General features: G+C 35.3%; 6 protein-coding genes. All 6 read left to right on the top strand.

Annotated elements, in window-relative coordinates; genetic code table 11:
• Nucleotides 1–35 precede the first annotated feature (35 nt).
• The 6 genes from FPG59_RS12200 to FPG59_RS12175 all read left to right on the top strand — a co-directional run bounded on the left by FPG59_RS12200 (nt 36) and on the right by FPG59_RS12175 (nt 7102).
• Entirely contained in the window at nt 36–995 is a 960-nt protein-coding gene (locus FPG59_RS12200; protein WP_086454871.1) for a YjgN family protein, read from the top strand.
• Nucleotides 996–998: 3 nt separating this feature from the next.
• The gene (locus FPG59_RS12195) at nt 999–2069 is read left to right on the top strand and encodes a M48 family metallopeptidase (protein ID WP_086454870.1); all 1071 of its coding nucleotides are present in this window, start codon (nt 999–1001) and stop codon (nt 2067–2069) included.
• A gap of 131 nt (nt 2070–2200) precedes the next feature.
• Complete coding sequence (locus tag FPG59_RS12190; RefSeq protein WP_086454869.1) at nt 2201–3061, top strand: MBL fold metallo-hydrolase; 861 nt, start codon at nt 2201–2203, stop codon at nt 3059–3061.
• Nucleotides 3062–3135: 74 nt separating this feature from the next.
• A complete protein-coding gene (locus tag FPG59_RS12185; RefSeq protein ID WP_086454868.1) occupies nt 3136–4764 on the top strand; it encodes a S8 family peptidase in 1629 nt (542 codons plus the stop codon).
• A 62-nt stretch (nt 4765–4826) separates the two neighbouring features.
• On the top strand, nt 4827–6698 hold the full coding sequence (locus tag FPG59_RS12180) for a M1 family metallopeptidase (RefSeq protein ID WP_086454867.1): 1872 nt from the start codon (nt 4827–4829) through the stop codon (nt 6696–6698).
• An 11-nt stretch (nt 6699–6709) separates the two neighbouring features.
• Entirely contained in the window at nt 6710–7102 is a 393-nt protein-coding gene (locus tag FPG59_RS12175; RefSeq protein ID WP_086454866.1) for a hypothetical protein, read from the top strand.
• The last annotated feature ends 123 nt before the right edge of the window (nt 7103–7225 follow it).

The following is a 7225-nucleotide window of genomic DNA, read 5'->3' as shown; positions in this document are numbered from 1 at the left end:
CCTTATAACTTACAAATAACTAAAACAAACTTATTATGGAAGAAATTTTACCTAAAAAGATGGAGTACAAATTAGATTTTAAGGGAGAAGGCAAAGCTTTTTTTGGAATCGTAATCGTCAATTGGCTTTTAACAATTGTAACATTAGGAATTTATTATCCTTGGGCGAAAGCCAAAACGCTCCAATTTATGTTTGGGCAAACAACTTTAAATGATGATGCTTTTGCTTTTCATGGTACTGGGAAAGAAATGTTTAAGGGTTTTATAAAAGTTATTATAATATTTGCAATCTTGTTTGGGATTTTAAGCCTTTTCATTTATTTAGACCTACCCTCAGTAGGATTGATATCGTTTTATTTGATAGTGATAGCTATTATGCCATTAGCAATTCACGGTTCTTATAAGTATAGAATGTCTAGAACATCTTGGCGTGGTGTTCGTTTTGGTTACAGAGGCGATAGGAATGAATTTGTTAAACTTTTTTTTAAATGGATTTTTTACACTGTAATAACGCTTGGTATTTATAGTTCTTGGTTTAAAATGAACCTGCGTAGTTATGTTTTGAGCAACATTCGCTTTGGTGATGCCGAAATGAATTACGATGGTGATGGTGGGGATTATTTATTAATGAACATTAAAGGTTACTTGTTAAGTGTTATAACCTTGGGAATTTACTCTTTTTGGTGGCAAAAAGATATTTTTGAGTACTATGTTAATAATTTATCGCTACATAAAGACGACAAAAGAATTGAATTTACATCAACTGCTACGGGAGCCGATTTTATAGGTCTTATAATTATTAATTTGTTAATGATTATTTTTACGCTTGGTCTTGGTTATGCTTGGGTTGTTACGAGAACTATGAAGTTTATATTTGATCATATTGAACTTGATGGCACGATAGATTTAAACACTTTGCAACAAACCGAAGAGAATTTTAAAGACGCAACAGGTGACGATATTAGCGACTTTTTAGACATTGATTTTATAGTATAAAGTATGAGTAATCAGTCCGTAGGAATTTTTTTTGATGGCAAATCAGCTGTTCCGCAGCCTTGTTCACTGTTTTTGGATACGCAAAAAGGCATGATTCTTTTTGAAACCGAAACAGGTCATCATGAGCGGTGGTTGATTTCAGCTGTTAGTTTTGAAAATTTTGGAAACTCTTTGCAGTTGCAAAAACAAAGTACTGATGGAGTTACAATCCTCAAAATAACCGATGCTACATTTGCAGCAGCCATTCAGAAATTCAGGAAAGAAAACAACCATATCAATTGGTATGAAAAATTGCTTGCTTCTGGTTTCAAGATGCATCTCGTTTTGGCATTAGTTATTTTTGCCTTAATCGGACTGACTTATTTGTATGCCATACCTTGGGTTGGCGAAAAATCAGTAGTCCTTATTCCTGAGAGTTTTGATGATACCATGAGCGGAACGTTTATCAGTGATAATTTACTGTTCTCAGATGTAGCTTCGGATAAATCCAAAGTATTAAACGCTTTCGCAAAAGAGCTACAATTGAACAACAAAAAAAACTTGAAATTCATTTTTGTAGAAGAGGATATTGTGAACGCTTTTGCTTTACCAGATGGTACCATTGTGGTTTATTCCGGAATTGTAAACAAGATGAAAAACTACGATGAGTTAGTGGCGCTCTTGGGACACGAGGCAGCCCACGTTAATCACAGGCATTCCATGAAAATGTTATGCCGCAACCTGTCTGGATATCTTTTTATCTCGGCAATTTTAGGAGATGCTAACGGAATTATGGCTACCATAGGCGATAACGTAAACAGTTTTCAGTCGCTATCCTTTTCGCGTGAGTTTGAACAAGAAGCTGATCGAGAAGGTTTTGCTATTGTGATTAAAAACAAAGTAGATCCAAACGGAATGTTGAACTTGTTCAAAAGACTACAAGATGAAGGTGATGCCATTGTCCCAGAGTTTTTGAGTTCTCATCCTGTTACCCAACAACGCATTTCAACCACTAGCCAATTGGTTAAATCTACTCCGCACCAAGTTGAAGCAAATAGTAAGCTGCAACAATTATTTCAGAGATTAAAAAAATAATACAAAACCAAATTGCACTTAAATCATTACACCTCAGTTGTGTATTGGTTCAGGTGCAATTTGTTTTTACACACTTTTAATTCGGTATCAATAAATATGCTTAATTTTAGAGCCAACAATTTTGATACACTATGAAACTATATCCAATAGAAACGGGTAATTTTAAATTAGATGGTGGCGCTATGTTTGGCGTGGTGCCCAAAACCATTTGGAATAAAACCAATCCTGCTGATGCCAATAACCTCATTGATATTGCAGCACGTTGTTTATTAATTGAAGAGGAAAACCGCTTGATTTTGATAGACACTGGAATGGGAAATAAACAATCTGATAAATTTTTCGGATACTATTCTTTATGGGGTTCACATTCTTTAGATAAATCCTTGGCAAAATACGGCTTTCACAGAGATGACATTACGGATGTGTTTATGACCCATTTGCATTTTGACCACTGTGGTGGAAGTGTACAATGGAATAAAGACAAAACGGGATACGAACCAGCCTTTAAAAACGCTAAGTTTTGGACCAACGAAAATCATTGGGAATGGGCTACAAAACCCAACCCGCGGGAGAAAGCTTCATTCTTGTCAGAAAATATTTTGCCCATGCAAGAAAGTGGTCAATTGCATTTTATACAAAGACCCGAAGGTGATTTTCTTGAAAAATCAGAATTAGGATTTGGAATCTTTTTTGTGGACGGCCATACCGAAAAACAGATGATTCCGCACATTCAATATAAAGGTAGAACCATCGTTTTTTGCGCTGATTTATTGGCTACAGCCGGACACATACCCATACCTTATGTAATGGGCTATGATACAAGACCATTGCTAACCATGCCAGAAAAAAGTAAATTTTTGCACGCTGCCGTAGATCAAAACCATTATTTATTTTTAGAACACGATGCGCATAATGAAATAGTTACTGTGGTACAAACTGAAAAAGGAGTTCGTCTAGGAGAGGTATATCGCTGTGACGAAATCTTAACATAGTGTTAATCCTTTTATTTGTGTAACAAAATCAATTATTTTAGACCAATATTTCAAAAATTAACAAAAACAAACAAATGAATACCATTAAACCCATTTACATTTCTGCTTTTGCTTTTTTAGCATTGGTAGGTTGTGGAGCAGCAAAGCAAGTTTCAAGTGCTTCAACTTCTAATTTAGTTACCATTAGTGCACCTTTAAATGTAAAAAAGAAGGCGGCGCTTACTGAAAATGATTTAAAACGTTGGAGTCACCTAGATATAGTAACAGATACCATTCCTGGAATGAGCGTTGACAGAGCATACGCTGAATTATTGAAAGATAAAAAAGGTGTACCTGTAATTGTAGGTATTGTAGATTCGGGTGTTGATATTGAACACGAAGATTTAAAATCAGTTCTTTGGACTAATGCCAAAGAAATAGCGGGTAACGGAATAGATGATGACAAGAATGGTTACATAGACGACATTCATGGTTGGAATTTCTTGGGAGACATTACAAAGGAAAATCTAGAATACGAAAGAATCATCAAGGACAAATCATTGGTAGATGAAAAAACATACCTAGAAGCTAAGGCTTTAAATGATAAAAAAGTTGCTGATGCAGCTACAGTAAAGAAGCGCTCTTCAGAAATGATTGAATCATTAACATCAAGTGATGCCGCAGTTGCAAAACATTTAGGTAAAACGGTATATACTGTTGATGAAGTAAAGGCAATAGACACTCAGGATCAAGACTTGCTTAAAAGTAAAGCAACAATGATACAAATGTTAGGGTATGGCTTACCAGTTGCTGAACTTAAGGTAGCGGTTCAAAAACAAAGAGACGCTCAAGAGGCACTTCTTAATGGTGACAATCTTAAAACAGATTACCGTAAAGTTGTAGGAGATAATCCTAACGACATTAACGATACTAAATATGGTAACAATAATGTGATGGGTCCAGACAAAAACGAAATTTTGCACGGAACGCACGTAGCAGGAATTGTAGCACAGTCTAGAAACAATAGTTTAGGAGGAGATGGAGTGGCTAACAACGTTCAAATTTTAACCGTTCGTGCCGTTCCAGACGGAGATGAGTACGATAAAGACATTGCATTAGGGATTCGTTATGCTGTTGATAATGGTGCTAAAGTAATCAACGGAAGTTTTGGAAAAAGCTTTTCACCACACAGACAATGGGTTTATGATGCTTTAAAATATGCTGAGAAAAAAGATGTATTGTTTGTACATGCAGCAGGAAATGACGCAAAAGACATCGATTTTGCTGAGAATTTTCCAAATGACTCTGAAGATAAAGTAAAAGAGTTTGCGGATAATGTAATTACTATTGGAGCATTAAATTTTGAATACGGAGACAAAGTTGTGGCACGTTTTTCAAACATTGGGAAACTGAATGTAGATGTTTTTGCACCAGGTGTAAAAATCTATGCGACTACTCCAAACAACGAATACCAATATTTGCAGGGAACCTCAATGGCTGCGCCAAACACTGCAGGAGTTGCAGCATTGATTCGTTCGTACTATCCAAAATTATCGGCTAAACAAGTAAAACAAATCTTAATGGAATCTGGTGTAGCTATTACGACCGAAGTTATTGTTGGAGGAAAAGCAACTGACAAACGTTCGTTTTCAACATTATCAAAATCAGGTAAAATTGTAAATGCATACAACGCTTTATTAATGGCAGAGAAAATGTCAAAATAAATTATAAAAAACTTAATTTTATGGAAGGACAAATTGTCCTTCCATTTTTATTTTAACTAAATATGAAAAAACTACTTTTATGCATCATCTTAGTGTCTAGCTTTGGCAATCTATGGGCACAAAATTCAAATTATTGGCAACAACATGTTGACTATAAAATGGCGGTTACCATGGATGTATCAACGTATACATACAAAGGCACACAAGAGTTAGTGTATACTAATAACTCTCAGGATACACTTAGAAAAGTATATTACCACTTGTTTAACAATGCTTTTCAGCCAGGTAGCGAAATGGATGCACGTATCCAAAACATTAAAGATCCTGATGGCAGAATGGTATCTAAAGTTAAAGTAGGCGACAAAGAAATTAAAGAAAGCCGTATCAAAAACTTAAAGCCTAACGAAATTGGTTTTTTGCACGTAACGAATTTTAAGCAAGATGGTGTTACTGCATCTGCTAAAGAAGTAGGAACTATACTTGAAGTTACTTTGGCTAAGCCAATGCTACCCAACTCAAAAACTACTTTTACACTAGATTTTGACGGTCAAGTTCCAGTACAAATTCGTCGTTCAGGACGCAATAATGCTGAGGGTGTTGAATTGTCAATGGCGCAATGGTATCCAAAACTTGCCGAATTTGATTTTGAAGGTTGGCATGCAGATCCATACATTGCTAGAGAATTTCATGGTGTTTGGGGCGATTTTGATGTAAAAATTACGATTGATAAAAATTATGTTTTAGGTGGAACGGGTTACCTGCAAAATCCAAATGAAATTGGTCATGGTTACCAAGATCAAGGCACAGTGGTTTCCATTCCTAAAAAAGCAAAAACACTAACATGGCATTTTAAAGCACCAATGGTTCACGACTTTACTTGGGCAGCTGATAAAAACTATATTCATGATATTGCCAAAGGTCCAAACGGTGTTGACATTCACTTTTTGTACAAAAATAATCCGCAATACATTGAAAACTGGAAAAATTTACAGCCGTTAACTGTAAAATTGATGGAGTTTTACAACAAAACCGTGGGCGATTATCCGTACAAACAATATTCAGTAATTCAAGGTGGAGATGGCGGAATGGAGTATGCCATGTGTACTTTGATTTTGGGTCAAGGAAAATTTGAAGGATTGTTGGGCGTAACAGCTCACGAAATGGCGCACTCTTGGTTCCAACACGTATTGGCCTCCAACGAATCTAAACACGGCTGGATGGACGAAGGATTTACATCTTTCTTAGAAGACCTAGGAATGAACGAAGTTGCAGAGAAAAAAGCACAAAACCCATTTGCAGGTGGCTACACAGGATATTTTTCAATGGTAAATTCTGGTAAAGAATTACCTCAAGGAACACACGCCGATCGTTTTGATGAGAACAGAGTGTACAGTATTAGTTCGTACAGTAAAGGAGAACTTTTCTTGACACAATTAGTTTATTTGATTGGGAAAGACAATTTGATGAAGACTTTGAAAAAGTATTATAGCGATTTCAAATTTAAGCATCCTACGCCGAATGATATTAAAAGAACAGCTGAAAGAGTTTCAGGTGCTAACTTAGATTGGTATTTAACAGATTGGACACAAACAACCAACACTATTGATTACGGCATTAAAGAAGTAAGTGAGAATGCAGGTCAAACTAAAGTAATTTTAGAACGAATTGGTAGAATGCCAATGCCAATTGATTTGCTTGTAGAATATACAGATGGAACAGTAGAAAGTTTTTATGTGCCTTTGCGCATGATGAGTTTTGAAAAAGAAAATCCGTACCCAGCAATTAAAAGAACGGTACTTTCTGATTGGGCTTGGGCGTATCCTACTTACGAACTCAACATTCCAAAATCAAAATCGGGAATTAAAAGCATTACCATCGACCCGAGTAGTTTAATGGCCGATATTAAAAAAGAAAACAACGTTTTTAAACAGTAGTTAATTTTCACATGAAATTAAAATACAATGAAGCAACTGCTTCGCTTGAAATTAAAGACGGTTTAAAGAGCCATTTTCTTATAGTACGGTTGTTACTGATTGTGACTTTTGTCAATGCAATCTTAAATTTATCCAATGCTCAAGTTGCTTTTGGATTTATGAAATTGATTTGGTTGGTTTTAGGTATGGTAACCGCCATAGGATTGTATCTTTATTATTTCAAAAAAACGGCTACAGAAAATATTCCTTTAAATCAAATAATAGGAATTGAGGAACGTGTTTCGTTTGGTAGAAAAAAATATTTTCTAACGTTGAAAAACGGAAAAACAAGAGATTTGCTAGAAGTACATTCCGCATCCGATTGTAAACAGATCAACACAATACTCACTAAACATCAAAAATAACCCATTCTTTTAATGCCGCAAAACTTCTATTTTGCGGCATTTTTTTATGCTTGAATTAGCCTAAATTTTTAGTAATAGGTTTAAAATTATCTATTTTTTCTATCTTTTCAAATACCAGCAACC

Origin of the sequence: Flavobacterium sp. FPG59 (assembly GCF_002150205.1) — a bacterium.
Taxonomy (GTDB): domain Bacteria; phylum Bacteroidota; class Bacteroidia; order Flavobacteriales; family Flavobacteriaceae; genus Flavobacterium.
The sequence above is the reverse complement of the archived record's forward strand: the minus strand, read 5'-3'. Positions and strand labels throughout refer to the sequence as shown.